General features: G+C 40.4%; 26 protein-coding genes and 1 pseudogene. 20 read left to right on the plus strand and 7 right to left on the minus strand.

Annotation, left to right across the window (positions count from 1 at the left end):
- Window positions 1-273: 273 nt before the first annotated feature.
- The 3 genes from EKN16_RS28190 (at window position 274) to EKN16_RS28200 (ending at window position 2896) form a co-directional block, all read left to right on the plus strand.
- Window positions 274-795, plus strand: coding sequence for a PadR family transcriptional regulator (locus tag EKN16_RS28190; RefSeq protein ID WP_125664457.1), 522 nt, complete (start codon window positions 274-276; stop codon window positions 793-795).
- 16 nt (window positions 796-811) lie between these two features.
- Window positions 812-2338, plus strand: a complete 1527-nt coding sequence (locus EKN16_RS28195; protein WP_125664459.1) for a DHA2 family efflux MFS transporter permease subunit — start codon at window positions 812-814, stop codon at window positions 2336-2338.
- A gap of 129 nt (window positions 2339-2467) precedes the next feature.
- A complete protein-coding gene (locus EKN16_RS28200) occupies window positions 2468-2896 on the plus strand; it encodes a GNAT family N-acetyltransferase (RefSeq protein WP_125664461.1) in 429 nt (142 codons plus the stop codon).
- 240 nt (window positions 2897-3136) lie between these two features.
- Here the strand turns inward: EKN16_RS28200 and EKN16_RS28205 are convergent, their stop codons facing one another.
- Window positions 3137-3340 carry a hypothetical protein gene (locus tag EKN16_RS28205; protein ID WP_125664463.1) on the minus strand — a complete coding sequence of 68 codons (204 nt, stop codon included), beginning with the start codon at window positions 3338-3340 and terminating at the stop codon, window positions 3137-3139.
- Window positions 3341-3623: 283 nt separating this feature from the next.
- On the opposite strand from EKN16_RS28205, the gene EKN16_RS28210 reads away from it, so the two are divergent.
- The 5 genes from EKN16_RS28210 (at window position 3624) to secD (ending at window position 7987) form a co-directional block, all read left to right on the plus strand.
- Window positions 3624-4127 (plus strand): C40 family peptidase, encoded by a 504-nt coding sequence (locus tag EKN16_RS28210; protein WP_125664464.1) that lies wholly within the window; start codon window positions 3624-3626, stop codon window positions 4125-4127.
- Window positions 4128-4174: 47 nt separating this feature from the next.
- The gene (locus EKN16_RS28215) at window positions 4175-4405 is read left to right on the plus strand and encodes a GNAT family N-acetyltransferase (protein ID WP_125664466.1); all 231 of its coding nucleotides are present in this window, start codon (window positions 4175-4177) and stop codon (window positions 4403-4405) included.
- A gap of 180 nt (window positions 4406-4585) precedes the next feature.
- Window positions 4586-5311, plus strand: a complete 726-nt coding sequence (locus EKN16_RS28220) for a hypothetical protein (RefSeq protein WP_125664468.1) — start codon at window positions 4586-4588, stop codon at window positions 5309-5311.
- A 164-nt stretch (window positions 5312-5475) separates the two neighbouring features.
- The gene (locus tag EKN16_RS28225) at window positions 5476-5805 is read left to right on the plus strand and encodes a hypothetical protein (RefSeq protein ID WP_125664470.1); all 330 of its coding nucleotides are present in this window, start codon (window positions 5476-5478) and stop codon (window positions 5803-5805) included.
- A gap of 43 nt (window positions 5806-5848) precedes the next feature.
- Window positions 5849-7987 carry a protein translocase subunit SecD gene (gene secD, locus EKN16_RS28230; protein WP_125664472.1) on the plus strand — a complete coding sequence of 713 codons (2139 nt, stop codon included), beginning with the start codon at window positions 5849-5851 and terminating at the stop codon, window positions 7985-7987.
- A gap of 212 nt (window positions 7988-8199) precedes the next feature.
- Here the strand turns inward: secD and EKN16_RS28235 are convergent, their stop codons facing one another.
- Complete coding sequence (locus EKN16_RS28235; protein ID WP_125654374.1) at window positions 8200-9522, minus strand: IS4 family transposase; 1323 nt, start codon at window positions 9520-9522, stop codon at window positions 8200-8202.
- Window positions 9523-9805: 283 nt separating this feature from the next.
- Between EKN16_RS28235 and EKN16_RS28240 the strand changes: the two genes are divergently transcribed.
- From EKN16_RS28240 to EKN16_RS28255, 4 genes and pseudogenes are all read left to right on the plus strand, one after another.
- Entirely contained in the window at window positions 9806-10174 is a 369-nt protein-coding gene (locus tag EKN16_RS28240; protein WP_232016058.1) for a GNAT family N-acetyltransferase, read from the plus strand.
- 406 nt (window positions 10175-10580) lie between these two features.
- A pseudogene (locus EKN16_RS28245) lies at window positions 10581-11056 on the plus strand (AAA family ATPase).
- Window positions 11057-11072: 16 nt separating this feature from the next.
- Entirely contained in the window at window positions 11073-11282 is a 210-nt protein-coding gene (locus EKN16_RS28250) for a hypothetical protein (RefSeq protein ID WP_125664474.1), read from the plus strand.
- Window positions 11283-11319: 37 nt separating this feature from the next.
- Window positions 11320-12036 carry an HAD family hydrolase gene (locus tag EKN16_RS28255; protein ID WP_125664476.1) on the plus strand — a complete coding sequence of 239 codons (717 nt, stop codon included), beginning with the start codon at window positions 11320-11322 and terminating at the stop codon, window positions 12034-12036.
- 108 nt (window positions 12037-12144) lie between these two features.
- Here the strand turns inward: EKN16_RS28255 and EKN16_RS28260 are convergent, their stop codons facing one another.
- The gene (locus tag EKN16_RS28260) at window positions 12145-13056 is read right to left on the minus strand and encodes an amidoligase family protein (RefSeq protein WP_164523028.1); all 912 of its coding nucleotides are present in this window, start codon (window positions 13054-13056) and stop codon (window positions 12145-12147) included.
- A gap of 216 nt (window positions 13057-13272) precedes the next feature.
- On the opposite strand from EKN16_RS28260, the gene EKN16_RS28265 reads away from it, so the two are divergent.
- Window positions 13273-13680, plus strand: a complete 408-nt coding sequence (locus tag EKN16_RS28265) for a VOC family protein (RefSeq protein WP_164523029.1) — start codon at window positions 13273-13275, stop codon at window positions 13678-13680.
- Between the two features lie 272 nt (window positions 13681-13952).
- Window positions 13953-14180: a hypothetical protein gene (locus EKN16_RS33840; RefSeq protein ID WP_408636410.1), complete on the plus strand. Its 228-nt coding sequence runs from the start codon at window positions 13953-13955 to the stop codon at window positions 14178-14180.
- Between the two features lie 150 nt (window positions 14181-14330).
- Here the strand turns inward: EKN16_RS33840 and EKN16_RS28275 are convergent, their stop codons facing one another.
- Entirely contained in the window at window positions 14331-15905 is a 1575-nt protein-coding gene (locus EKN16_RS28275; protein ID WP_125664482.1) for an ATP-binding protein, read from the minus strand.
- Window positions 15906-16182: 277 nt separating this feature from the next.
- The gene (locus EKN16_RS28280) at window positions 16183-17514 is read right to left on the minus strand and encodes a serine hydrolase domain-containing protein (protein ID WP_125664484.1); all 1332 of its coding nucleotides are present in this window, start codon (window positions 17512-17514) and stop codon (window positions 16183-16185) included.
- A gap of 170 nt (window positions 17515-17684) precedes the next feature.
- Between EKN16_RS28280 and EKN16_RS28285 the strand changes: the two genes are divergently transcribed.
- The 3 genes from EKN16_RS28285 (at window position 17685) to EKN16_RS28295 (ending at window position 20354) form a co-directional block, all read left to right on the plus strand.
- Window positions 17685-18737: a hypothetical protein gene (locus EKN16_RS28285; protein WP_125664486.1), complete on the plus strand. Its 1053-nt coding sequence runs from the start codon at window positions 17685-17687 to the stop codon at window positions 18735-18737.
- A gap of 53 nt (window positions 18738-18790) precedes the next feature.
- Complete coding sequence (locus tag EKN16_RS28290; protein ID WP_125664488.1) at window positions 18791-19537, plus strand: hypothetical protein; 747 nt, start codon at window positions 18791-18793, stop codon at window positions 19535-19537.
- Between the two features lie 103 nt (window positions 19538-19640).
- Window positions 19641-20354 carry a PH domain-containing protein gene (locus EKN16_RS28295; RefSeq protein ID WP_232016060.1) on the plus strand — a complete coding sequence of 238 codons (714 nt, stop codon included), beginning with the start codon at window positions 19641-19643 and terminating at the stop codon, window positions 20352-20354.
- 483 nt (window positions 20355-20837) lie between these two features.
- Here the strand turns inward: EKN16_RS28295 and EKN16_RS28300 are convergent, their stop codons facing one another.
- A complete protein-coding gene (locus EKN16_RS28300; protein WP_125664492.1) occupies window positions 20838-22061 on the minus strand; it encodes a hypothetical protein in 1224 nt (407 codons plus the stop codon).
- A gap of 199 nt (window positions 22062-22260) precedes the next feature.
- Here EKN16_RS28300 and EKN16_RS28305 point away from each other — a divergent pair, with 199 nt between their 5' ends.
- From EKN16_RS28305 to EKN16_RS28315, 3 genes are all read left to right on the plus strand, one after another.
- Window positions 22261-22725 (plus strand): HAD family hydrolase, encoded by a 465-nt coding sequence (locus EKN16_RS28305; RefSeq protein ID WP_125664494.1) that lies wholly within the window; start codon window positions 22261-22263, stop codon window positions 22723-22725.
- 340 nt (window positions 22726-23065) lie between these two features.
- On the plus strand, window positions 23066-24181 hold the full coding sequence (locus tag EKN16_RS28310; RefSeq protein WP_125664497.1) for a hypothetical protein: 1116 nt from the start codon (window positions 23066-23068) through the stop codon (window positions 24179-24181).
- 368 nt (window positions 24182-24549) lie between these two features.
- Window positions 24550-24885 carry a hypothetical protein gene (locus tag EKN16_RS28315; protein WP_125664499.1) on the plus strand — a complete coding sequence of 112 codons (336 nt, stop codon included), beginning with the start codon at window positions 24550-24552 and terminating at the stop codon, window positions 24883-24885.
- On the opposite strand, the gene EKN16_RS28320 is transcribed toward EKN16_RS28315, so the two are convergent.
- Window positions 24834-25808 (minus strand): AraC family transcriptional regulator, encoded by a 975-nt coding sequence (locus EKN16_RS28320; protein WP_125664501.1) that lies wholly within the window; start codon window positions 25806-25808, stop codon window positions 24834-24836. The genes EKN16_RS28315 and EKN16_RS28320 overlap by 52 nt on opposite strands.
- Between the last annotated feature and the right edge of the window lie 79 nt (window positions 25809-25887).

Consider the following 25887-nt stretch of genomic DNA (forward strand, 5'->3'; position numbering starts at 1 on the left):
TAATAAAGATGAAATATTATTTTCATCTTCCGTTAATAAAGGGCGTTTATAATAAGAGCAACCCCCCTTTTTAATATATCTTTTCTTAAGACCCGCAGCCCGTTGCTGTGGGTCTCTTTTTGTGCGAAATGGCAACTTTCTGAATAATCTCCCGTGTCCGTTATTCTTTTTACAAAAAAAGATTTATATTCTGAACTGATATATGTTGATTCGATACATGTACTGTGCTAATATATGGAATATCCTACTAAGACATAAGAAAGAGGTGATGATTTGACCAGTCAAGATGTAATTCTGGGAATTTTAATGGACGGTAACTATTCGGGATATGAGATCAAGCATAAATTTGAAACGTTGTTTTCTTATTTTTACAATGCAAGTTATGGAACGATCTATCCGACACTCAGCAAGATGGAGAAGCAAGGTTTAATCACTAAAGAGAGTATTCAGCAAGAGAGTAAGCCGAATAAGAACGTGTACACCATCACAGAGGCAGGCCGTGAAGCGTTTATGCATTATATGGAGAGTGATCTCCAGGATGTCGAGCTGAAGTCGGATTTTATGGTGCGGTTGTTTTTCGGCGAATGGATGGAGCCCGAGTACGTGATTCAGTGGTTGGAGAAGAGTATTGCGAAAGAGGAGCAGCAGATCAAGAAATTGAGTGTAGATTATGAGCGTTGGAAATCGACAATGAGCCCGACACAGGAAATATGTATTACGCTGGGCATTGCCGTTCAAGAAAGCAATCTCAGAATTCTCGTGGATGGATTACAGAAATTAAAAGCACCATTATAAGGAGAAGAGGTTTAACATGCAAAAGGAAAAAACAGGGCTTATCATTCTGGCTATGGCCTTGGGTCTGCTGATGTCGTCTTTGGATAACACGATCACCTCAGCCGCGCTCAGTCACATTATTAAGGATATTGGTGGTTTCGAGCAAGTCAGCTGGGTATTCACGGCTTATATGCTGGCTTCAACGAGCATGATGCTTGTATTCGGGAAGATGTCTGATTTGTTCGGTCGCAAGCTTTTTTATTTGATTGGTATTTCTATTTTTCTAATTGGATCTGCCTTGTGCGGGACCGCGCAGGATATTACTCAATTGATCGTGTTCCGAGCGATTCAAGGGGTTGGTGCTGGAGCCCTTCTTCCTATCAGCTTTACAATCATTTATACGGTGTTTGCCGATCCTAAGCAAGCTGCCAAAATGTCAGGTGTATTTGCCGGGATTTTCGGATTGTCCTCCGTGGCGGGGCCGCAGATCGGTACTCTTTTATCGGAGTTCTGGGGCTGGAGATGGTGCTTTTACGTTAATGTTCCGATTGGCATTGCGTCGTTCCTTGTCTTATTGTTCGCCTTGAAGGAATCCCGTTCCGATAGAAAACCGAAGATTGATTACTTGGGAACTTTATTCCTGATTATATGCACGGTGTCGCTCATGCTAGCTCTAGAATTGGGAGGCAAGGATTATGCTTGGATGTCGTGGCAGGTCCTGTCGCTGCTTGCTGTATCGGTAGTCGTAGGCTTGATGTTTATTTTAGTCGAGCTGCGTGCTGATGAGCCTGTATTACCGTTAAATTTGTTCAAAAATAGGATGGTTGTGGGGTTGAGCTTGGCTTGTCTATGTCAGGGGGCGATTATGTTCTCAGCTATTGCTTACCTGCCGATCTTCTCGACGGCCGTGCTCGGTCAGGCGAATTCCAATGGACTTTTAACACCGATGATGGCTTCTCTGATTGTGGGGGCCGTTGCTTTTGGATTCTTACAATCCAGGTTTGCTTATCGGACATTAATTACTTTTACTATGGTGGCTGGGGTTATCGTCAGCTATTTATTGAGTACAGTTAGCCATGATGCATCCAAGTGGTACATGATGGGGCTTATGGTTATTCTGGGACTTGGAGCAATTGGTCCTTTGATGAGTGTAGCACAAACAGCGATGGCTGCTAGTGTAGAGCGCAAATATATTGGGATCAGCTCTTCCATAGTGGGTTTCTGGCGAAGCATTGGTGGTGTGCTTGGCGCATCCATCATGGCATCGGTTGTGAATAGCAACCTGAAGAATTTACTTGCCGATGGGGCTGCCGCGCATCAAATTCCACAGGATAAAATTAGCACGCTTGCGAATCCTGAACAGCTTGTGCGTGCAACGGGAGACGTACCAAAGGATATTCTTGATTTTGTCCGAGATTCATTAGGAACTGCGATCAATCATGGCTTTATTCTATCTATCGTTTTTGCCGTAATTGGCATTATTGCAGCGGTGGTGGCAGGACCCGGTCGATATGTAATCCCGGTGGATGCATCCGCCAAACAGGTTTCTTCCCAAGCAAGTTGATCATGGTCAGGAGTTAGTGCAATTACCTACTGATGGCTCGGCACTCATCATTAGAAATGGCTTCTTCAGTCCGTCTGCCGGGATTCGTAGGTTGCCATATAGTACGCCGTTAAGTAGAGAGGTGAAAGCATGTTTTTTTTGAAAAAGATTGATGAGTTTTCCTTGCAAATAACCTCCGTGCTGGCACAATGTATGTTCAACCCAGATAGAACGAAGATGAATAAGATCGTTGAGGCATATGAAGCAGATCCTTTACGGTGTGTATATGCTTATTATGACGCTGATAGGGTAGCAGCCATTATTGGTCTAAAGCTTAACCCAGTAGAGAAGAGCGCAGTAATTCTTCATATTGCAGTAGACCATAGTTTCAGAGGAAATGGAATCGGACGTAAATTAATGAATGAGATTATATTGTTACACGCCATTACTGCTATTGAAGCTGAAACAGATAAAGACGCAGTTAACTTTTATCGTTCATGTGGGTTCACAGTGAAAAGTTTAGGTGAGCTATATCCAGGAACTGAGCGATTTTTATGCGTGATGAATTCTAGTCATTAATGATAGCTCAATATTAAAGGGCTGCCGTTTTGGCAGTACAAAACTATGGCGATCGAAAGCAGAGAATATCGCTTCAATAAAAGTTACCGAGAAGGCTGGGTTCACTTATTGTGGGGATAAACGGTTAACGTACATGGATACGAAGAGAGACTTTTGCTATTATAGGTTCACTTCATTTTTTTTACGATAGCCTGCTTTTGGACCAATTTAGAGGCAAGAAAAGGCTCTCTGGGCACTAGCTCAGAGAGTTTTTTTATGTTTCTTTGATTTCACTACTCTTCGTTTGGTCCATTCCATTATTTCAAGACTGCTTACAAACAGAAGAAACAAAATAAAGAGTGGGATGGTTTTCGCAAACGGCACCAAATGAAGTAATGGGGCTATAACCGCTGTAGCACCTACAATAACAACTCCAAAAACCGTCAATTTCCAACCGCGCAGCATATAGGAGACTCCCCCAACTTTCTTATAGTCATATCCTCGTTACTCGTATAGTTGGCTTCCTTTGGAATGCAAAGTATAGTATTTTTTAACTCCATAACGGTCTTTACTCCTTTATGTATTGTAAATGGGCAAATATGAAGATTTTATCATTATATTTTAATAAAAGGGGTTTTGCCTAGGTGTAGCAAGGGTTTGTTCTTTCATTGGTAAATTATTGATAGTTTAGTTGTGTTATGTTATTGCTAGGACATCACATTGCTAACTTACACCTAGGAGGAACAACATGTCTAAAATAAAGAAACGTACTCTAGCAAAAACATTAGCAGGAGTCGCTATTAGTCTATCTATAGCATTCTCAGCAAGCGTGATTGCTGTGCCTCAGCCAGCGCAAGCAGCATCAGTAAGCAGTTCAACTGCAAGTAAAATAATAGCGACAGGCAAGAAATATATTGGAATAGACTACAAATTTGGAGCTACTGCAGGCAATACGAGCAAATTTGATTGCTCTTCCTTTACACAATATGTATACAAGAAAAATGGAATCACGCTGCCGCGCTCTTCGCTCAGCCAATCCAAAGCAGGCAAGTATGTCTCAAGAAAGAACCTTAAAGCGGGCGATTTAATTTTCTCAGATACGAACAGGGATGGCGTTATCAATCATGTTAGCATCTATATTGGAAATGGCAAGCTGCTCCATACATACAAAAAAGGATTAGGCGTGACGATCTCGACCTTCTCCGGAAGTGCATGGGATAAGACCTATGTTACCGCTCGTCGAGTTATTTAACCACAAAAAAGTTCTCCTTATTCTTAACGGAATAAAGGAGAACTTTTTTGTATGGTTTGCGTGATGGATTTTGGAAATGGTCAAAGTCAAACCATGCGTTTAATGATTTAGGTCTGCAAAAAAATGAAATTGGTGTTGCGACCAATAATATGAAGAGCCGTGCTATTCCAGAACGCTTAGGCTTCACCGAGGAGGGTATTATTAGAAATTATGAGATGCTTCATGGCCAGTATCTCGACAGAGTCATTTATGGGCTTAACAAAGATGAATTTCACTGAATACCATGAGGGCTGCCGCGAGGCAGTCCTTTACTATGTTAACGGCTATGGTGATTAATAAGCGGTGTTCCTAACCTTTCTAAGAATATGGTTCTATAAAAGTTAGAACTGCTCCATTTTCAGGCGTTTAGATACTATGGAAATAGAAGAATCTAATTAACTTGAATGAGGGTGGATTTCATGCAAAATGTTTTATTCCGTCGTGCAATTCGAAAGTTAGTCGCTACATTTGTTGCAACAATGTTTACCGCTATTGTAATGGCTGGTTTTATGGTCCTAGATGATAGCAGTGTGGGCTCTAATTATAACCTTGGGAATCAGCTTATTGTTTTGTCTTTGATCATTATAATATATGCAGGAGTTATTATTCTGATCTATGGCAACGTAGTATCAATTGGACTAGAATGGGCACAAAACAAATCCTTATCAAAAAATTATTGGGTGTATATCCTTTTACATGGATTTTTCGGATCAGCTCCTGGACTATTGTTTCAAAATGGGATGTTTATGTTATTTGGTGGAGGGATTGCTTTGGGGTACGCAGGGATAGATAGGTGGTTATCGATAAGGGTTTTAAAGCAAAAGGGAATAAAATGGTTTATTCTCATCCCCATTCTTATATATGGAATCGCTTGGGGCTGCTTTCAAATGATTTCTTCACCACTACCGCCGCTGCCAGCTTTTACAAAGGAAGATGCTGTTGAATTTGCCACTGCTGGGAAAGGGACGGAGGTAGACGATTTCCCAGATCGTATTGGTACATGGCAAGAAATAATAATTGATGGATTCCACGTCAAAAGAGAAACCAATGCAGAAGAAATAGCAAATGAAAAATATATCGTCACTTTCACCGAAACCTGGAGTATAGGGGGAGAAGTGAGTTCGCGATTTTTTCTTATCAAGTAGAGCGCGAGTCATTATCAGCTTACAAGAACGGGGGAGAAAGACCTCCTTACTAACCAAGATGTAAATAGCAGGTCTCGAAAGTGAAAATTCACTTAGAAAACCATATATTTACACAAATGCGAATCAAGTGATATAATCCGATCTAATAGAGAGGGGGTGTACCAATGAAAAGAACACTGAACATTGTGCTTCTGCTTGTTATCTTGCTGGCCGCCTGTTTCGTCCCGCTGCAGCATTCTGATATAGAACATGGAGAAATTGCGCAGATTACAGTGGCGAACCACAATTATGCGACTAGTGAAATCGAACCATCCGCGTTTAAGCATAGTCATCCTACCGTTCAAACGATCCTCTTTCTCCTCTTTATTATGTCCCTATTTAAACTCTCACCCCCTCACGCAAGTCTGAAATTTCATATTCGTTCCTTCGTCCCCACGCTTAGGCTTCTCTATCTTCTTAATCCCATCAAATATAAATCCAAATTCATAGGCTAATTCCTTTTCATCTATAACTATAGAATGAAAGGGAGTATTTAGCTTGCGCATAAATGTAAAAGCATTATTACCGTTCATAATCACGGTATTATTTTTGGTGATCTTTATTTTATCGACCGTAACTCAGATTGCGAGCCATATTAAGCTTGGCCTTGATTTGAAAGGCGGCTTCGAGATTCTTTATCAGGTTAAACCCGTGGATTCCAAAGAAAAGGTAACGAAGGAACTGCTTCTAGCAACCGAGCGAATGATCGAAAAGCGAATTAATATCAGTAAAGTAGCAGAGCCGGATATTACCATAGAAGGATCCGATCGCATTCGAGTGAAGCTCGCTGGTGTTAAGGATCAAACGAAGCTTAGAGAACTGATTAATCAACCCGCTTATTTGACGTTCAAAGACGAACAGGGCCGAATCGTGTTAGATGGGCAAGAGTTATCCCCAAACGGAGCGAGTATCGGGTATGACCAATTGAATCATCCCGAGATTATTGTGAAGTTTAAGGACCCTGCTAAGTTAAAGGATGTAACGGCAGAGAATTTGGGCAAACCTTTGTCTATTATGCTGGACGACAAGGAGATTTCCGCGCCGATCGTACGAAGTATTATTAGTGACGGAACGTCGGCCATTTCAAGCGAGAATCTCGATTCCGCAACCGAAATGAAGGACCTACTGAATGCGGGATCGCTGCCTGCCCAGCTGATAGAGAAACAAGTCAATTCCGTTTCGGCCAGTCTCGGGGGGGAGGCTCTTCACAGAACTTTATTCGCCGGATATGCAGCATTAGCTTTGATCATTCTCTTCATGCTGATCACCTATCGTCTATCTGGACTAATTGCCAACCTGACGATTCTTGGTTTTGTCTATATCTGCTTCCTTCTTCTTGACTGGATGAATGCGACGCTGACGCTCTCAGGCATTGCCGGGTTTATTCTAGCCATAGGCATGGCTGTTGATGCGAACATTATTACGTACGAGAAGATTAAAGAGGAGCTTATGGATGGCAAAAGCATTCGGTCCGCTTGCCGAAATGCCGCGAAATCCTCATTTCCCACGATTGTAGATGCCCATGTAACCACTCTTATAGCTGCATTGGTGCTGATGCTTATTGGTACCAACGCGGTAAAAGGGTTCGCAATTGTACTAATGATGACGATCATTGTCAGTCTTTTCACCAATGTATTTGGCTCCAGATTCCTTCTCTGGCTGCTCTTGAAGAATAATGTGTTTCAGAAAGCCTCATGGTGGTTCGGAATAAAGTCCGGCCAACGTGAAATAAACAATTTTAAGCGTCGGCCAAATATCGTCAAGAGAAGAAATCGGTATCTGGTCTTCTCCACCTTAATCCTTATATTGGGATTGACTGTGATATTGATCAGGGGGCTGAACCTCGGTGTTGATTTTCAATCGGGAACAAGGCTGGATGTCTATGTAGGTGCGAAGTTTGAAAATAGTGATCTTACAAGGATCATTCAAGAGGAGATTCCATCCGTAAAGATGAAGCCCGTTGTTAAATACGGTGAGAACGGAACCTCTGCGACGACTACCTTCAGCAGACCTATACCCATTCACCAGTTAAATGCTGTAGAGAACAAACTGAAAGAACAGTATGGGGATCAAGTAAGCAAACAGGAATCGACGGTCGACCCCATGATTGCGAATGAGATGGTGAAGAAGGCAGGCTATGCGATACTTATTGCTTCGGTTGGCATCGTGCTTTATACCTCAATCCGCTTTCACTATTTATATGGGATAGCGTGTATTATCGCATTATTTCATGATATTCTGCTTCCAATTGCTTTGTTTTCTGTGTTCCGATTAGAGATTGATCTTACTTTTATCGCTGCTATTCTGACGATTGTCGGTTACTCGCTTAACGATACCATTGTTATATTCGACCGAATTCGCACGAATCTGAGGAAGACAACGATCAAATCGGTATCCGATTTAGAAGAGCTTGTGAACTTGAGCCTGTGGCAGACGATGAGGCGCTCTATATACACGGTGCTTACGGTCTTCATCTCAGCAGTCGGTTTGTTATGGTTAGGTGGGGAAGGTATTCATCTGTTCTCACTAGCTCTAATATTTGGATTGGTAAGCGGGGCGTATTCATCCATTTTCATCGCCGCACAAACTTGGCTGATGTTGTATAAGCGTAAATTTCAGTATGAAAAGGCTCAATAAAAACAGAATAGTTAACTACCCTAAGGAAGGGCTGCCGCATGGGCAATGTCATTAAGTTAAGCTCAAAGACAAGATAGGGAATAAAAATGGAATCCGAAACGGTATGGGAAAAAGCCCTGTGCCGTTTGTTTTTTTGTGCAAGCAAGGAAAAAAGCGTACAGCAAACAAAGCGGATGGAATATCCGCTTAAAAAAATGTTCATATGAACCGAATTATGCTACTCTGTAGACGAAGCTAACAGCTGATTTATAGCGAATTTTGCGCGTATTCTGCTGCCCTGGTCGAATGGGTCGAATCGGCAAAATGTTTTTGCGAATCAGTGCTTCAACATCGGGCAGGGATTCATCGTCCCTTGGGCGCAGGAAATGTCTACAAACATGAACGGCGACCGTGAAGTTGACTTGGTATTGGTGCCGTTTATCCATTTGGGAAATGACGACGTGTGAGGTCATCATTTCAGCGAAATTGTACATGATCATTCTTGCGAAAATCTCTTGGATGATGGACTCTTGCTTCTTTGCGTGAAAATTCGTCAGACCGACGGTGTATTTTAATGCTCTGAAAGAAGTTTCGATGCCCCATCGCATGTTATAAATGGACTTGATTTCATTGGGTGGGAAATCAGCGACTGAAAGATTCGTAAGGACGGTTTCATAAGCGCCACTCGGCAGGACGAAACGAACAACCCGAAAGGAAATCGGATAAAACAAGTTCTCATGCCGATCCAAAAAATCAAATGTAGACGTGGAAGGGACGAACTTGTAAATCTCGGGATGAGCCTTGACTTCTTTGGTATGTTTTTTGGTGAGTGTCAGATGAACGTCAATATCAAACTCTCCGCTAAAGGGCAAATGCAAGCCCGAAAGAATACCACTGGAATTCAGATCCTTTACCCGTATGACATAGTTCCACCCTTTGCGTTCAATATGCGCGAAATTGTTGTAACTTTCATACCCCCTATCGGCAGTAACAATGGTTTTGCCTTTGATGGGGGAACGGTCAACCATAGCAGCAAGCGCCCTTCCCTCGTTGCACAACCTTCGTGGCTGAACAATGGCATCCACGTAAAATCTATTGCACAAGTCATAGGCTGCGTTCAAATGCAGAAGGTTATAGCCTTTCGTGTTCGGTTGACTTTGAATATAAGTTTCCGTGTCGGCAGGGTCAGTTGCGACATGCAAATCCGAACCGTCAACGGCAAGTAATCGATACCCTCGATAGTCCTTGATATTCGTATACGATTGCGTAAATTTGTGAAACAAGAATTCCACAGCAGACGGCAGGATTTTATTCCTCTGCTGGACAAAAGCAGAAGTGGTTGCGGTGTTTACGTCATAGCCCTGCGATTCCAAGAGTTCCTTATATATGCTGTTCCCCCCCATTGAGATCAGGAGTTGCATAACCGTTTCAAAGGGTAGCTTTTTCTTTCGGGTAAAATCTTGTTCAGGTTTTTTGACATAAGGTGCTGGTGCCGCTGACATTTCTCGTATGAGGGATGTCAGCGTTTCTTTTAGCGAATTCGCGTACTCATTCATTGGCGTAACCTCCTCGTTTTTCCAAGGGGCTTCGCCACACAATTTCATCTGCTTGTCAAGTTCTATTTTCTTTTTTGTGCAAAAAAAGAGCGGGCTATCTTTTCGATAACCTGCTCTTGTTCTTGATTTTTGGCCCTGCGCCTTAACTTAATGACATTGGCCGCATGGGTAGCCCTTGCTTCGTTAAGCAGGAAATTAATGCAGTCCCAATCCCCTACATGGTAAAATTAGGATTAATAAGAGAAACGGTTGTCCTGCCGGTGCAGGAGGAATTGTCCCGTATATGAATATTGAATTATCTCTTCTCCCATATGAAGATAAGACAGTTCTTTACAATCTAATACAGTTATACCGTTATGACAGTAGTGAATTTGATGGACATGTATTAAACAAACACGGGCTCTATTTATATAAATACTTGGACCACCAATGGACGGAGGAATATCGGCGCCCCTTTATCGTCAAAGTGGATGAGGAAATAGCGGGATTTGTTTTAGTTAGTCTTGATGTTCCTAAAGAATATATGAAACTAAGTTCAGCAGAAAAGACAAACACAATAAGTGATTTCTTTATTATGAGGAAGTACAGACGCAGAGGTGTGGGTAAAGAAGTTGCATTTTCGCTATTTGATCAGTTTCGTGGTACATGGTAGATAAGACAAACATTCGCCAACAAAGACGCATATGAATTCTGGAAGCACGTGATTACGAAATATAAGGATGACGGCTCGTACCAAGAGCAGATGATACAAGATGAAAGATGGAATGGACCTGTGTTTGTGTTCTAATCTAAATGTTTACTTCACTAGCGGATAATGCGAGTCCAATATATGGAGGTAACAGATGACGTATCCATTTGATCCTATTACCAAGTTTATTTTTCTGAAAACGGAAATTATGCACGCAGATGTTATATTGGTACCTGGGGGGAGAGTGGGATTTTCTCAATAGTGTTGGGGTATCGTTAGGGATTCCGAAAAAGGCGATCGTTAATGAGATATGAAGATTTTTTTTTACGTTAGGTGAAGTGGAAAATTTATTTGAGATGAGGTGATTCCTTTGTTTTTCCTTCAAATGTCAGGGTATCCTGGTTCGGGAAAGTCTACTCTAGCTAAAGCAATATCAAAGAAAACAGGTGCAATTGTTGTTGACCATGATATTGTGAAATCTGCATTATTGGAATCTATGAAATCTTTGGAATCCAATATCGACCCCAGAGTCGCAGGCATAGCATCCTACGATATAGATTGGTCTTTGGTTGACTATTATCTCTCAGAAAGTCGCAGTGTTATTCTTGATAGTCCATGTTTGTACACAGATCTGTTGGATAAGGGGACTGAGATTGGAGATTGAAGAACCGCCAACGAATGATAAGTCAAGTTTCTGAAGTGCCAGCTGAATTAGATATCTTATTTACCATCGAAAATAGCAATATGAAAAGACCGACTGAAGATCGGTATTTGATTGTTGATACGGCAAGCCCTTTTGATAGCTACATGGACGAAGTTATGTCTTATATGAATGATGATGATTAATAAGGAGGGATCAGGATTGGACGCTGAACAATTTGGACAAACAATCGAATTGATGTTCGGGAACCTGTTCGCACAATTCGATGAGGGCGAAGAATTTGCTTTCTACGATTACGGTCCCAAGGTTATTAATCGAATTGGCTACTCGACCAATATTTCACCTAAAGTCATTATTCAAGCTGCGGACAAAAAAGTGGATTTAATCATTATAGAAGAGCATTTTGAATGATCCTCGGTATTCAGAATATTTCTTCAGGGAGAGCTGCATGTTGAAACAAATAAAGTACATCTTCTTCGATTGTATGGAGACCCTAGTTGATTTATATGAATTGCCCAGTCACAGCGATTACGCCTATTGGGCTTTTTCAAATTCAGGGGTCGAACATTATTGGAGTGACTTCGAAGGATTTTTGGAGAGATATAGTCATTCAAAAAGACAAATTGCGCAACGTATTGAACAGCATGAAGAGTACGAGTTAATGAGAAGAATTGAACATATTGTGGATGGAACAGAATCCATTCCAGTTAGCTCCAAGCAGCAAGTGGTACAAATGCTTTATGAAAATTACTGGAGAACCTATAAGTCGCAATGCTTTGTCAAGGAAGAGGTAAAGAGTACCTTATTACAGCTGTCCAAACATTATAAGCTTGCAGTGGTTTCTAATTTTATGATCAATGATGGGATTGAAGAGCTGCTTGAATTAAACAACATTAACGGCATATTTGAATTTATAGTAACTTCAATCAATATGGGATGGAGAAAGCCTAGTGCTCGAATCTACGATTACGCCATACAACGTGCTGGTTGCAATCCAGAACAGATATTATTCGTTGGGGATGATTATGAGAATGATTATTTAGCGCCGAGGCTAGCAGGAATGAAGTCGATATTGTTAGATAAAGAGAAAACGATTGTCTCCTCAGAACTTGATAAAGTAAGTGATTTTTACGAATTAAAAGCAATGCTTGTGGGTAATTCATGACGCTTGTCATAGAAAAAGATGACTTCTGAGAAATGAAGAATTCAGAAGTCATCGAGGTTAAATTCACGGCTTTCGAATCAGTGAAGAGGACAGGTACTCTTCATTGTGTCACTCCACATGTTCACGTTTGAGTTCCCAGCCTGCAGAGGGGGGAGCAAAAACATATTTGCACATCGCTCCACCAGGTTGTTCAATTGCAACCAAGATTCCGTCAGCTACAGGCAAGATGTGGTGAATCTCGCCTCCTTCTACAAGATTGGCTGCAAAAGGGGCAAGAACGGGAATTAGTGCTTCTTCAAGCCATGTTCGCTCGTTATACCATCGCGGAGTTGAAATGGGCGCTGGATAGCCTTTAGTGGGAGCACCGAGTTCAACAGCCATGGTATGAGGATCATCATCAGCAAGCTTACTCCCAGCACCTATTGCGGAGACGAAACGTAAACAAAGCTCAATGGTGTTAAGTATTTCATCGATGTTCAATGAACCGTTTCCGTAACGGATTTCCACGGTACCCACATCAAACCATGCTGCTGTATTGATTCCACAACGATGGGATTGGGGACGTCCCAGGTGGCGGACTGCGGATGGACTTGGATTGGAAGTATAACCTTGGCGCATCACAGGGGTAACAGGCGGACAGAATATTAACCGATGTTCGCTGGTTTGCAAGAGTGCTTGCAGAGCCTGTTGATACAGCAATGCTGCGTCTAATAATGGGAGTACAATGTCTTGCCCCCAAGGCTCCAGACCAATGTGAACATGAAGTCCACAGCTCCAATTTACCGTTGCACCCTGTGCTTCAAGCCGCTTCAACATGACTCGAATTTGTTCTCGATCATCCCACCGGATCGGAGGCGGTTTAAGTTCACTGCCTGACTCCGCTCCTGTTTCGTCAATCTGCCGTTCATCCAATGACATAACCCAACCAGGTAATAGCTCAACATGTTCTGGGTTACCATCAATAAACTCAATTTCAACACCAAATCTCAGGTTTTTCCAATCTACTGTTTTAGGCCACATTACTTTTTCGTCCTCTCTATACATCTGAAATGGATGCGGAATGAAGAGAGGGGAGGAGGACCACGAGATTAACGGGGTATTTTTTCTCTAAGCATGATGGCTGTCCCTCCTAATTGTTTGTTTTATAGGGTAATTATATCAATTTTATTATATTTAACAAAACTTGTTGTTTCAGTCAGTTGGATATTGGTGGAAGATCTAAGGGGAGGTGATGTCATGCAAGTTATTAATAGTTATATCTATATACCAGTAAGTAATCTTCAAGCTTCAGCGAGTTGGTACAATAAACACTTAGAATTCAAAAAGTTCAAAGAAGATAAACTATTCCTGGAATTGAGATCTGATACTGGAGTTAGAATTATTTTAATTGATAATGATGATTGTAAAGTTACGTCTCATATGAACTACTCTAATGGAACACAAGCGGCGTATGGATTTATTGTTTCCGATATTAATGAAGCTTATCAACAATTGATAGAGTCTGGGATTCAAGTTAGCCATATTACTGATTATGTAGGACTTTCGTTTAAACTGCATGATCCAGATGGAAACATTATAGAATTATGGAGTGATTACCCGAAATCGACAGGATGGACGATTTTTGAACCATTGAATAAACCATAAGTATGACACATCAATATGCCAATAAGCGATTTATTGTAAGAAGTAACAAAGAGATCATTAACTATTTTGCAAGAACATTGTGTAATTCGAAAATGAGCTATGGTCACGTTATACCCATTTAAATTGGGGTTTTATAAGAAGATGGGGTTTGGGATTTAGACGATAGAAATGAGGTTCTGAATTGCTACAATAGATTTTTTGAAAGGACAAACGGGTTAGCCGAAAAGCTGGATAAAGGACTGGGTGATCTGTTTGACTTTAGCGAGAATCGAATCGTAGGATACAGAAAAGATGGAAAGATTTTAGGATATTTGGTATTTTCGTTCCACAAGCATTATCAGTATAAAAATGATTTAGTCATCAAGAAACTTGTTTACGAAACCTCAGATGCTCTTTTCGAGCTCTGCACATTCCTGCATACACAATTTGAACAAGTAGAACGTGTAATAATGGACACTCAGGATGAATATTTTCACTTTTTACTTTCTGATCCCACATGAGGTACATATGATTCGTTTTTATCCAAATATCTTGAAACGAGCATAGTAGGTATGGGAATTATGTATCGAGTAGTTGATGTACAAACATTGAACAAAAACCAATGTGTTTTCTTCAATTCTAAAACGGATTTTTACTGTATTCTTTCCTGGTCAAATAACAGGCAGAGTAATGGTAAATAACGAACCTTCATTTACTATGCTTTTCACTGATAGTATACCGTTGTGGTCTTGAATAATCTTGTGGCAGATTGACAGGCCAAGCCCAGTTCCCTCTTCTTTTGTTGTGTAAAAAGGATCAAATATTTTTGGGAGCACATCTTCAGGTATGCCTTTTCCGGTATCTTGGATTTCAATCACTGTGTGTTTGGTATCCATTCGTTTCACTTGGATATGAATGTGACCCGGTTCAACCATTGCTTCTAGAGCATTTCGCACAAGATTAATAAGTACCTGAACGATTTTGTCTCGATCCATGACAACAAGGATGGATTCATCAATGTTATAAAGATTTATGCAATGTCCTTTCGAAACGGCTTGCGATTCGGTTAAGTATTTGACTCTGTCCAAGCAGCCGGATATGGGCTCCGGTTTCATATTACTCATATGGGGCTTGGAGAATTGCAAGAATTCAGCTGTTAGTTCGTTCATCCTTGTAATTTCATTGGTGATGATATCCACCCATGGCCCAATGTTATACGACTGGGATTTTGATAAATCGATGAATCCCTTAAGTGTTGTCAGTGGGTTTCGAATTTCATGCGCCATGCCCGCAGCAAGTTCACCGACCATTTTCAATTTTTCGCTTCTAAACAGTTCCTCTTCACGTTTCAGCCACAGTACTCTTTTATTCTGAAATAGACGATCTTCCGCTAATGTGATGATTTGTTGTGAAGAAGAGCCCTCTTCGGGGAACATAGCCATGCTATATGTGACTTCATAACCCAAGCTTCGCGACTCCAATATCTCTTGAACATCGCTAACGGCGTTTTCTGTTGTAGGAATCGCCAATGCGAAACGATCTCCGGCATAACGGGAAATAGCCACAGCATTCGAAAAGTAGGTTTGTATGATGATGGATATCTTCGTCAATATCTCGTTACCACAACTTATACTTTCTTTGTTGATACTTTTAAAGTCCTGAAAGTCCAATAATAGTAATACAAAGTTAGATTTCTTGTTATCGACCAAATCGTTTACCGCGTTAATGTAACCGTCATAATTGAGCAGATTCGTGAGTGGGTCATGAAAGGTTAAAAATTTATTCCGCTTTTGAAGACGCTTTCTTTCTAATTCAGCTGTGAGGATATACTGTATAACAAAGACTACCAACATGAAACTGAACAAGTCATATATGGAAACCAAGAGGTTATACTCATCCCACGGATGGTAAGTCAGCCTTACGGATGTATAAAGGAGTGAATATCCAGCGGAGATCGATAGTGTATACCTAAAATGTCTTCGATTTCTTATTTCCATAACAATTAATATAAAATACAGTAACTGGCACCAATTGAGATGACTAGACCAATGAAAAAATGCAAGCGCTATCGCTTGAAGATAAAGAGTTACTTTTGATTTATTATCAAACATCATGATAGAGGAAAAAAATACAGCGGAAATAAATAACAAGGGAGGGCTAGTTACTTTTCCCAATATAAATGAGGACATCACAATAAAGGCTGTTAATGAAGGAATTAATCCATATCTTACTAGTCTACTGAGCATATAACACTCCTGAAATAATGAATTCGATTATAGTTCGACCAATTCCAATACAATTATATCTGATTCTAGTTAAAATTAATGTCGAAATTAAGATGTTTAAAAGTTTTATTGCAATAATACGGCATGCTGAGGAAAAAGCAATATATTTACCACCGGCACCAGGCAACCTCCATCGTGAACCGACCACTAGAAAAGGCCAAGCAGTAATCTCTGGTTGACCTTATAATACGAATGGCTGCCTCGCGGCAGCCCCTTTGCTCTGCTAGCGGTAGCTAGTTTATTTTTTGACAAGCAGTTCATTCAGACACTTATGTAAATCGGAGGATTCGGGGAACATTTGAACGGATAGCTTCATTATTGCTATTGCCTCCGTAGAATACCCATTCTCTGCTAACGTATTAGCGATAAAGATAAACTCACTTTCCCATAAATAGTAGTGATCAAGCTCATCGTTCTTTATTCTATTGTACTCCTCTAGCGCGGACTCAATCCCACTTGTGGTAGAAAATTTCGACAAATGGTGAGCCATGGACCGTTTAATATGCTGCAGGTCTGTGCCCAGCACTATATCTATTACGGACATGCAAATACTATAGAGCCAAACATAATCAGAGTTTGTCATAACTGACACAGCGATGCCTTTATCGGGCAGCAAAATAAGGTTGCTTTGGAAGCCTGTGTCCATGCCCGAATGTGATACCATCCGGCTCCCTTTATACTCCCCAAGGAACCAAGACAGCCCTATGTTTGCCTGTTCTGCTCCATAACCAGTAGAAGCATGTTGTTTCCATAGTTCGTCATAACTTTGAGTTCTCAGAATGGTTTGACCATCGGAGGCAGAACCTCTATTTAAGTGAGCAATAGCATATCTGCACATATCTTCGGCGTTAGCGTATAACGTGGAGCTAGGGCTATGAGCACGATTATAGGGGAAAACATCGCTAATAACACCACCGTAACCGTTTTGTACTCCAAGAATATGGGGCGTGGCTAAATGAATATCCGCCTCATGTTTTAAATAAGTGCTGCCTTGCATTCGTGTTGATTCAATAATATGGTCATTCATATATTGCTCAAAACTTACACCTGATACTTTAGCGATTATATCCCCCAGTATCTCATAACCAATATTACTATAAGAGAATTGTTTTCCAGGATCGGTTAAAAGCTCACGATTATTAATGCTTTTCACGTATCTCTCCAAGCTTTGATCATCGTATTGCGGCCGATCCCATTCATAATCGTCTTCATCTGGCATCCCTGAAGTATGATTCAGAAGCTGTCTAATTGTGATAAGTCGGTACCTCTCGTCCGCCATGCTAAAGTAGGGGAGGTAGTTCGTAATCGATGAGTCCAGATCGATCATTCCACGCTCAACCAGTTGTAAAATACCAGTAGCTACTAGCGTCTTTGATATGGATGCGTGGTGGAATAGCGTGTTTTTATCGACAGGCTCTTTGGTTGTTATATCCTTCACACCGAACCCTTTAGCATAAATCATTTGGTAGTCTTTGACGATGCCAATGGCTAATCCTGGCATCGGTTCAAGTTGAACAAATTCGTTCAGAATGCGGTCCAAATGCTCAACAATATTTTTGATATCGTTCATAGTGACCTCCAGAAAATTTAATCTTCTATTCTAGTACCGACAAAAAAATGCATTCCTATTATTTCCATTCAAGTATATACTACTTTAACGGGAAACAAGAGTCGAATAAATAACAGGAGCAGTTGGCTTGAAATATGTGAAAATTTAATTATTCTAAGGGGCGAAAGTCGATGAAAGAAAGTTTTAGTGACACTCCTACTACTAGAATACAACTAGATAATTACGGTTTCGCTGGTATGGACGCATCCCAACTCGGAGCAATTAAATCGGCTGCTGATTATTATCAAATTCCTGTAACAGCAACGCAGATTTATGGTATGACAGGGCTTGCTTTCCTATTTGTTATTGACGAGAATTTAGTTCAGCCTAATGCTGGCCCGCCAGAACCAGAAATCTTTCGACTTGCGCGGAATATTGGCCTAGAAATTGAAGGATTTCACCAATATGCCGAAGGTGTGACTTTTTCCAAACTTCAATCCGAGGCGTGGGAGAAAGCAAGGATGGCAATCAACTCTAATAAACCTGTGTTTGCGAAAAATTTAGGTCAAGACAATCAAACCTCTGTTATCATCGCTTATGATAGCATCGGTTACTACATTGATTCATGGCATACAGGGTATGAACACAGTCAAGAGGTTATCCCGTGGAACTTACTAGGTTTAGTTCATTGTCCGTGCATGAATTGTGCAAATGAACGGAAGATTGCCGAACCTCGAGACTCAACGAGTGGTTTAATTTCATTACATTGGGCTGACACCGCGCCTAGTCTAGATGAAATGACTGCTTTTAAGGAAGCACTACAATTCGCAATTCGTCTAAATGATGATGGGAGCTATAAGTGGTCAGGAAAAATGTACTTTGTTGGTTCTCGAGCGTTTGAAGAATGGATAAATGGCTTTGAGCGCAATAACGTTTACAAATTTGATTTCGCCCTTATTATCGAGGTTGTTAATGAAGCTAGGTACCAGGCAATACTCTTCTTGGCAGATATAAAGGATAAATTAAATGGCAAGTTGAAACAGTCGGTTGATGAGGCAATTATGACTTACACCGAAATCTCTTCCAGATGTAATACTTTGAAAAGCAGGTTTCCGTACGAACAACCACGCGAGCTGTTTAATGATACTGAAACAGAAGACATTATTGCAATTTTAAGAGAAATATCCATGTTAGAGAGGAAAGCTTTAACTTATCTGAAAGAAATGTATGTTGCTTTGAGTTAAGCGATTCGTCTTGATAGGAGAAGGCAAGGAGCAGGCTAAGAGAGGGGATAAAGATGGAAAAAGGAAATTCAGTTGCTAGAATCAATACATTAGTACGCGAGATTATTTTAAAGCATATAGGAAATTCATTCATTGGTTTAATTGTACAGGGCTCAGCTATTAAGGGCGGATTCATCCAAGGGAGCAGCGATATTGATTACATACTATATATGGATGACTCCGCTTTAAACGAAGCTATGAGATTACCTTCGGAGCTTTGTATAGCCATTCATAAAGATCTATCCTTAATCGAAGTATGGCCATTTCGATACATACAATTTAGTGTTTTGTCACCAAAAACCAATAAATATCTTGGCCCAATTCGAGGAACTTATCAGCTTCTAGCAGGTCATTTACTTGTGTCTGAGGCGACGAATGATCAAATATACCAAGATGCCGTAGAGTCATTGGATAAATTGATTCCTGCTGCTGCATTTGATACGCATCAATTACTTGATCATGGAGAAGATCGAATAGAAAGATGCACAAGACTTATGTGTACGATAGTTTGGCCAATTGCATTTCAATTACTGACAGTCATTCATAAGGACGGTACTAGAATATGGGGGCTGAAAAAACAAGATTCAGTAACTTTGTTGTCATCAATACCTTCAGTCGCAGATGAAATAACTTCCTTTTATCATTCAATACAATCGTACTATCCTCTAGAACAATCTTCAGAAAAGGCTTTAAAGGTCATTAAAGACGGTATTTCATTTATTTATGCTGCTAAACAGCATTGGATATCTCTCCAATCATAGAATAGAGTGGAATGATTCTTAATGTTAGGTAATTTTATGCGATTAACTATTATATTAATTTGGATGAGGTGCAGCAACAATGGGGGCTTGGGGTACAGCTATAATGTCGGACGATATTGCATGTGATGTCAGAGACATTTATAAAGAATTGCTAGGTGATAATTATACGGGAGAAGAAGCGACTCGACTCATTATTGAGAACTACATAGAAGAGTTGGATGATCCCGATGACACCCTCGCATTCTGGCTCTCACTGGCATTAACGCAGTGGAAGTTAGGACGCCTGCAGGAAGACGTAAAGGATAAGGCGCTTCAAATCATAGATAACGGAGAAGATTTGGACCGTTGGGATGACCCAACCGAACTGAAGAAACGACAAATTGTATTAAAGAAACTTAGGATACAATTAATGGAACCGCAACCAGCACCAAAAAAACTAAAAAAAGTATTTCGAGAGCAAACCCATCTCCGCCAAGGTGATGTTATTTCTTATCGATTGCTTTCAGGGCGTTATGTCTTGCTTCGTGTTTATCGTATCTCGGAATCAAATGGACGATCAGTTCCTGAGTTTGAGCTCTACGACTGGATTGGTACCGAAGTTCCGTCTAGAGAAGAGTTGGAATTATTAGCGATGAGAAAAACACCTAGTGGAGTCGATGGAATCGTTATAGTTCGAAATGGAGTTCGTGATGATCCGAAGGATCGTATTAACTTAATCGCTGCAGGTCTTGAAATTAAACACAAAATTCATTCTTCACCTTGGATAGCTTGGAAGGAGCTTGATGACTACATGAATAGATACTACAAATATGATTGATCTTTTCTGAGGTTTTGTATGAGGACAAGAATATATATCCTTTGCCATAATGCTACCGAATAATTAGGGAGGGAAAATGTGATGTGGATGTCTGTCCTCTTATCTCTAATGGTAACGGCATTTTGTTTTATCATTATGTACAAGCTTATTGGAATAATTCCAAAGGTCAATAAGATTACTGCAAATATTTTAGCCTTGTTACTTACGGGAGTTTTCACTTATGAATGGGTAAATAACATAGTAAGCAATCTGTTTACTCCTATGCCCTAAGTCAACTGCAACTTTAACCCAAATACAAATAAGCATCTTAGAGGAAAAAGTATGGATACCTGCACCTGAAGATATTCTTGAATATTGGTGGCAGCCGATCGTAGTAGACCGGCTGTCTTTTCTCAACTAACGTGGCAGTCGAGCGAAACGTACAAATTCTACATTCCTAATTCGAGCATGTGTTGTAATCAGATATTGACAGAAAGTATGGGGTTATTTAACACCTTTAGAGGAAACCTTGGTGTACTGAATAATCGCATTGTCTTTGATAACTTTGTCTGATTTTTTATCCTGACGGAAATCCTGCCTCACCTGGATTTCCCATTCTTTGCGCAGCGTGAAGCTTCTTTGATCTTCATATTTGGGCTGCGGAGTAGGAATATTCTTCGACTTACCTGTCCGGATATCGTACTTTACGTAGGAGGAATTAATGATAACCGGATCTTCATTCTCAACGGGTTTAAGTTTAAAATAATGCAAAACTACAGTTTCGGGTGAGAGCCAGCTATGTAACTCCACATAGCGATTCGATCCAGGCTTGATTTGAATTCGGCGAACGAGTTCTCCAGATACTCTCTCAATATCAATGGCTTGGGTGGCGAAACTATAATCAAACATGGCGGTTTGAGGATCAAGTATGTGCTTGTCGCTATCATCAAATGTATAGGAACGCGCGACGTAATTGTCATCTAAACCGAATTCAGTTCGTTTGAAAATGTTTTGGGATGCCTTGACGTTCGGGTTTTTGTTGTGAGTTTTGTTGAGGACGGTACCATTCAAATCGTAGATATCCTCGGCTTCGAAGTAATTACCGGTAGAAGAAATGGAAATTGCATCATAGGGCCATTCGGCGGGAAATTTCTTCTTGAGGACGAATAAATTACGCTTCTTCAAATTATAATGAACGATTTCGCCTGTGTTGGATGCCATCATTAGAACATCCTTCTTCTTGTTCAACCATATGGGCCCGCGGTAGAAATCAATGTTTTTAAGCACATTATCGAACAGCAGCGTCTCCTTGCCGCTCGAAATATGAAAGCTCCTGATACTGTAAATCACTTTTTTATTAACCACTCGGGCCGAAGTGTAAATAAAGTCACTCTCCGAGAGAAAACCGATAGGCCTTACAAAATCGATGCTGTGATCGTATTGACCATCATTCACTCGGCTGAACCCAATTCTCTTTGCTTGCTTAGTTATGGCATTTACGAAAAACAAATCACTCTCAGAGCTATCATAATATAGCCAGTAAGCGACCCAATTCCCCTTGCCGGGAGGCAAATAGGTACCCTGTACTCTGGTCCCGATATTCTTCACTTCAATCGTAAAACCATTTGACGTGTCCGTCAGTTGATAGTTGCCTGAAGTGCTGAAAGCAAGAGAGAACAAAGAGGAGATCAGTATGATAACAAGTGTCGTAAATTTTCGTAGCCCCATTTTTACACCCCAATAAATGTATAATGTTTAATTACATTCTACATGGCAGAGGATATCCCTCTTTACAGTTTCAAGGCCGCCATTGCAAATGGTTACCTTTCTGCATTAACGGGCAGAAGAGCAGAAAGCATACATTCTGTATTCCGTGGATACGTTTGTGTTAAAATGAAAAAAATGTGAGAGCGAAAGGTGAGACGCAATGCAGGTACTTATTCCTGGACAAGATAAACTTCTAATTAATCATCTCGTTTTAGATTTTAATGGAACGATCGCTCTAGACGGACGGATTTTACCAAATGTCAGGGAAAAGCTAATAGAATTAGACAAATTACTTAAAATCCATGTATTAACCGCTGATAGCAACGGTAGTGCCGCTAGAGAATGTGAGGGATTGCCAGTTGAGCTGCACGTTATCGGTAAGGATGACCAACGGGAGGAGAAAAGTAGTTTTGTTCGTAAAATTGCACCAGGTGTTGCTGTTTTGGGCAACGGGGTAAATGATGAGCTAATGTTTCGTGAAGCTGATCTTTCAATCGCTGTAATAGGGAAAGAAGGCTGTGCAACGGCGACGTTAATGGCTAGTAAAATAGTCGTCACAGACATAATTGATGGATTGGATTTGTTACTCATGCATCATCGACTCATTCCAACGCTTAGAAAATAAGCGGTGATCTTTACTTAAATCGGCTAAGCTAGGGATGCTGCGGCAGACCTAGCTTAGCCGATTTATTTATTCCACTAACAGAAAAAGATAGTTTTATAACAAACAAGCCACTATTATGGCGGTTTTGTTGAGCTAACGAGCAAGATAACGGAATAAGCAACAGGAGAGGGTAGTTAGCAAATCCGTTGATTTTCTCCAAAATTAGCACAATTATGTAGTAAGAAAGTGGAATTTCATGGTACTTTAATAACGAGGTGGAAAGACAGAGTAGCTATGTAGCTATCACATAATGAAAATACGAAGAAACTGTCAATAATCCAGCCACCAAAAAGGACAACACATGAAAAAGAAAGCGATTAAGTTGATCGGTACGCTCTTATGTACTTCTATCTTAACCATCGGATGCCAAAATGAAGTTGAATCGAACTCGAATGTCGCAAATAGTGGCGAGTTGATCAAAAAGCAATTAATTGAACCCATTGTTAACGATAATTCAGAAATAAGTCCACAATCTAGCTTATCCGAGGACTCCGAGGACTCGTCACTATCTTCCGATACTGTATCAAGTGAAAAAGATTTTAAAACAATTACTGACATCGCTTCTTGGGAACATCCGATTAAAGCTTATTTTGAAAATATGGGACTGACTCGCGTTGAATTTATAACTAAGGAATATCCTGTTTTTCACGTGGATGGTTTCATGGATCGAACGTATACCATTGACGATTATCTCTCTGGTAAGCTAGAGAAGATGTTGAAAGCAAATGGAAATTGGGATTTCGCCATTCAGACGCCCGAACATCAGATTCGCGTAGTTTCAAAAGGTAATGTTCTCTCAGCCGTTTATTGTGATGAGCAACCATTGGATTTGAAACGGTTACGAACGGAATATGACCTGATAGATGAGGTGTTTAGGGCGCGCATCATTAAAAAGGATGATAAAACGGGTTTTTTTTATTTTCGAGATTCGGCTTCAAACAACAAAGTACCTAAATCCCGTGAGGAACTTTATTTAAATTATCATCTTTTCTATGTAAAGCATTCTGATTCTAATGAATATGAGATAGAAATGCCTCGAAGTACGGATACAGTGATATCGAGATTCTATGCTAGAATTCAAGATGGAGAACCTGTATTTTATGGTGATCAATCAGGAATGGAGCTGACGGAAGATTACAATCAAGTAACCAGTCTGTTTACTAGCAGGTTTATGATTGCACAGTCCAAATCGACCGGGGGGCTATATGCTTTTAAGAACGATCAAAAGCAATTTATTTATGATATCACATCAAACAAATTTTTGTTATCCGAGCGAATGTACGTGATTCAGGTGACGAGGACTACGGATCATCAGAAATACCTGATCTACTATGACGCAGACAAAAATAAATTCTATATGGATGGAAGTCCTCGTGTACCTATAAAAGAGAACGACATTAAACTTCAACTAAAGTAACGGGGAACGAGAAAGTTGAAACACGATGAGGCAACAGTTCCTGTTAAAATGATTACGCTAGCAGAGAACGAGAGCTCATTAAATAGGAGAAGGCAGCCGATCTAAATAAATGACCGGCTGCCTTTGCTCAATTAACGGGCTAGGAAGGTGGATGGAACAAATGATCAATCGAAATTCTGTGATCTTTATCTGGATAGTCCGTTGCAGTTACGCTTGTCGTTGGTTTCACAGTTATTAATATTCTCAGCAAAGAAAAATAACAATGAAGGTATCGGCTGACCTGCTATTGTTTGCTAGATTACTACGACAGAACCACTTGGCAGCCCTTCGTTAAGCTAAAGGTCGGTTAACTGAGAAAGGATAAAATCATGAGGGTTATAACTTTATGCGGTTCTACAAAATTCAAGAATCAATTCGAACAAGCAAATGCATTTCTTACACTTCAAGGAAACATAGTTATTGGATTAGCCTTCTTTGAACAGAGTGAAGGGTTTGAAATAACACAAGAGCAAGCTGAATTACTGGGAAACTTACATTTTAGAAAAATTGATATTTCCGATGAAATATTCGTTATTAATGTTGATGGTTACATAGGTAACAGCACTAGAAAAGAAATTGAGTATGCTGAAAAGAAGGGGAAAGCAATCCGTTACTACTCTGATGGAGAGATTCCTTCTTCGTATTCGGCTAACGGAGAATTATAGTGGAGGGACTCGGTTCGCGGCGGCTCCGCACCATTCACATTCTGTCTAATTGGGATGTATATGTCCATTTCACCGTAATCCTCACGGGCCAAGCTGCTATCAATCGATTCAAAATAGTACGCTTCTGCCTTCGAATAACCTGAATGATGCTGCCAATAATCGTCGATAAAAGTCCAAATCTGATCCAAATGATCGATGGTAATCCGGCTCGGATGAAAGTCGCCTACATAACGAAATACGGCGTATTGATTGGCAGGCAGTTCATCCCAATCCAAGCCTTCGGAACCTTGTTCAAGAGAGCGTACTTCTGCAGATGGCAGATAAGTACTGTAGGAAGGGTCAATTTCTCTTGTTAAACCGATATACACATTGGGGCATATACGGTTGTTAATTTTGTGCCATTCATTTTCAAAAAAATCATTCCCCTTCGTATTTGCTTCATGGAATAATTCATTATCGATATAGCGAATAACACTCCTTCTGCCAACAAGCTTCATCGAAGACCTTCTAACATAGAAGGGTTGAAAAATATAACCTTCCTGGAGCCTAGTAATCATACTAGTGCTCATTTTTTCTGTTATTTTCACATTACCGACACCATGTTTTCTATATTGCAGCGGAGTGATGTCAAAAGCTTTTTTAAAGGCCCGAATATAGGTATGCTCGTGCTCAAAAGCATAATGCTCGCTAATTTCGATGATTTTCCAAGACGAATGTATTAACTGCTCAAAGCTCCTGGCTAGTTTTCGAGCACGTACATACTCTCCTAGCGGCTGACCACTGACAGATTTGATCAGACGGTGCAGATGATATTTTGAGATATTAACGGAGTCGGCGAGTACCTCCAAGGTAAGTTTTTCGGTAATATGATCTTCGATATAATCGAATAGGGCGTCAAAGGCTTGTATTAAATCAGATCGCATGCAGGTATCTCCAATTTCTTATGTATGTATGTAAGTAGAATCTAGCAAGATAAGTCCATTAATTCTATTCCTTATATTG

The sequence above is a fragment of the Paenibacillus baekrokdamisoli genome (genome assembly GCF_003945345.1).
In the GTDB taxonomy this organism is placed as follows: domain Bacteria; phylum Bacillota; class Bacilli; order Paenibacillales; family Paenibacillaceae; genus Paenibacillus_Z; species Paenibacillus_Z baekrokdamisoli.